Annotated in this window: 1 protein-coding gene; it reads right to left on the bottom strand. The window is 36.1% G+C overall.

Annotated elements, in window-relative coordinates:
• Window positions 1–196: 196 nt before the first annotated feature.
• Window positions 197–2,095, bottom strand: coding sequence for a squalene--hopene cyclase (gene shc / locus ACP6PK_RS04800; protein WP_426558227.1), 1,899 nt, complete (start codon window positions 2,093–2,095; stop codon window positions 197–199).
• Window positions 2,096–3,503: the final 1,408 nt, after the last annotated feature.

Raw genomic sequence — 3,503 nt, 5'->3', positions numbered from 1 at the left:
CAAACCTTTAGTTATCTGACTAGATTTTTTCAAAAAATCACTCGCCACTTCCGAGCGTTTCTACTAATATTTGCCTCTAAAAATCGAAAAGTCTTAGAAGACTCACCTCTAGTTGTCTGATTAGATTTTCTCAAAAAATATGACTCAGCAGTTGAAAAATTTCACCCCATCACCCCATCTTCCCCACTCAAAAATATCAACCACCCAACAAACTTTCATACCTCCCTAAAGCCATCAAAGGAAAATATTGCGGATAAAAATTATATTTAATATAAAAATGACAGGGAAACCCAGTACCAGTAAACTCCGACTCCACCCAACTCCCATCATCATTCTGACTCGAAACTAAAAAATCCACTCCCCTATCTATAACCTCCCTAGCAAAATTACCAGTCGCCTCCCCCGCAGCCAATAAACCAATTAACGCCCAAGCAGTCTGAGACACCGTACTTTTCCCTTTCCCCTTCAACGACGGATCGTTATAACTCCAACAACTCTCACCCCATCCGCCATCCGAATTTTGACAACCAACTAACCAACTCGCTCCCCTCTCTATATAACCTCCGTGACTTTCCCGCGCCACAACAGCCAAAGCCGAAATAACCCCACTCGTACCATATATATAATTAACTCCCCACCTACCAAACCAACAACCTTCCCCTTCCTGCTCCTTTTCCAAGTAAGCGATCGCCCGTTTCACCCGCCGACCATCCATAGACAACCCACAACAACCAACCATCTCCAACACTCGCGCCGTTACATCCGCCGTATTCGGATCTATCATCGCCTTTAAATCTCCATAAGGGATACCATTCAACCAGTCTTGATTATTATCCACATCAAAAGCTGCCCAACCCCCAGGTTCACATTGCATCGAAGCTACCCACTCCATAGCACGAGCGATCGCCAGACTTTTCAATTCCTCATCAGGCAACTCTAGAGCATCCAAAGCCATAACTACTACTGCCGTATCATCTATATCTGGATAAAAACGATTGATAAATTCAAACGCCCAACCCCCCGGTTTACCGAATTTATTCTTAACTGCCCAGTCACCATAATCCAAAATTTGCTGTTGCAACAACCATTCTCCAGCCTTAACCAGCGCCGGATGACTAGAAGGAATACCAGAATCAACTAACGAACGTATTACCCAAGCGGTATCCCAGACAGGAGAAACACATGGTTGTACCCAATAATCATCCTCAGTTTCTACGGCAAATCTATCTATAGCCTCCAACCCTCGGACTACCACTGGGTCAGATACATCATAGTTTAAACACCGCAATGCCAACATAGAATTTAACATCGCTGGAATAATACCTCCCCAGTCACCTGTAACTTCTTGCCTTTGCAAAATCCATTTTTCCGCTGCTTTTAATCCTTCTTCTCGCAAAGGCATTAAATTAAAATTTTCTGCAAATTTAAAAGCTGTATCTAACCCCAAAAATAAATCCGTCCAGTCATATTGACGAGGTAATTCAAAAGTAGCATTATTAATTCCTTCGGCATAAAGTTCATCCAGATTAATAGTGGGGTTGACGGAAAAAATCGGCTTTTTATCAAACACAATTAATAGTGGAACAGTGCTACTTCTTGCCCAACTTGACATTTCATAAATAGTAAATGGAAAATCTTCAGGAAGTAGCATTATGCTAGGAGGAATAGAAGGGATACCTTGCCAATTGAAACATCCAATTAAAGCCAAATGTAATTTAGTAAAAATTCTGCTGCAACTAATACCTCCTTTTTTAATAATAAAATCTTGTGCTTTAATCAGAATTGGATCTGTTTTTAAAACACCCAATAATCTCAAAGCCATATAAGCTTCAACAGAAGTGCTTAAGTCTCCTCCATCCCCATAAAATAATTCCCAACCACCATGTTCTCGTTGTTGAGAAATTAGGTAATTTTTTGCTTTATCAAGAGGTCTTTTATCATCAGTTTGCCAAATTTTATGCAGTAAAACTATTTCTGCTGTTATTGTGACATTTGATTCTAGTTCACTCCACCAATATCCGTCTGATTGTTGCAGATTTAATAGATATTTTTGACTTGCTAATATAGACAACTCTAGTGTATTTTTTTCTGTCATTTTTTCTACGATTTAATATATGTTATTGCTGCTCAAAGTAATAATTAATCAATAGTAATTATAGCAGTTTTATAAATTTTAAATATTTAGGTTACACCTGATTACAGGATTTTCGGAGTTAGTGAGGTACAAAGTTTTATCACTTTAGTAAATAGGGAATAGATATTAGTCTTTAACTATACCTCATCCTACTAAAAATTGCTGTAAATAAATATCTTAAATATCATTTATTGGCTTGAATCTCGCTTTTTAATCAAAGGCAAACCAGATCAAATTATTTGAATTCCACGAATTATTTGTAACATTATTTTTTCACCTTTGGTTGGTATTATACCAATTTGATAAATATTTTCTACAAATAGCTAGGGGACTTTTTAGGAGTCAGGAGTCAGAAGTCAGGAGTCGCATGGGAATTGCTTCAATTTAGGAGTCAGGAGTTATACCAATTACCATGCATTAATGCTATACTTCAGCTTGACTTCTGAAGTCAAATAGTTACCAAGATTAAAAGTCTGTTGCGTGACAATTATTAGTTGGTTAGTATAGGTTTTTTCTACTTTTAACCTCTCTCGTACGGACGCCCTTATGCAACGTCCCTACCCACACTTCCCACACTTCCCCACCCAATCATATATAGCATTCATGCATGAGAAATGGTATTAGGAGTCAGGAGTCGCATGGGAATTGCTTCAATACCATTTTTTAGACCGTAAATCATCTTTTTTGTCAACAGGAAATCTCCTGTAAAATCTTTTTATAGCCCTTACTATTCGTAACATTCTTTTTTCAAAATGGTATTATATATGTTTCTAAATGATAATACTTACCGAATAATTAAGGTTTAAAGCCAACTAGATCCAGAGAAACAATGAATTGATTTTCCTTTTATTCAATCTAATCCGTTTTAGGGAGAGGTAATTATCAATTATCCATTATCAATTATCAATTATTGAAGCACTTTGAGGGAATATAAATGAAAATCTTAGAGTTTTAACAAATTAGGGAACCTTTCCTAAAATTTTCTTGTCACTAGATAACTAGATTCTGTATAGATAGACCAGCTTCCCAGTATGCAAGTAGTAACCCTGGGAAGTTTCCTTCTTACTATTCCTTATCTAGTTTGTCTGTTAGCTTATCTAATATAATCTTTTAGACATTTTTGATATATTTTTTATCTATTGGTAGCTATTTGAATTCCTTAGTAATTAATCCTAGACTTAATTTTTATTGTTCGATACATCAAAAATCAAGTTCTTTAATCACTCAAGGTTATTTGTAACATTATTTTGTTAAATTTGTACAAATCATTTCTCAAATTATATCATTAATAATCTTTCAATCTTCCATAGATTGAAGTAGATTAAATAGAGCCTTTCTCAAGTTACTGAGGTAGAGTTGTTTTTCAGAT

Source organism: Dapis hubbardiae BLCC-M172 (assembly GCF_050016015.1).
GTDB lineage: Bacteria > Cyanobacteriota > Cyanobacteriia > Cyanobacteriales > Microcoleaceae > Trichodesmium.
This window is presented reverse-complemented; position numbering and strand designations above follow the sequence as displayed.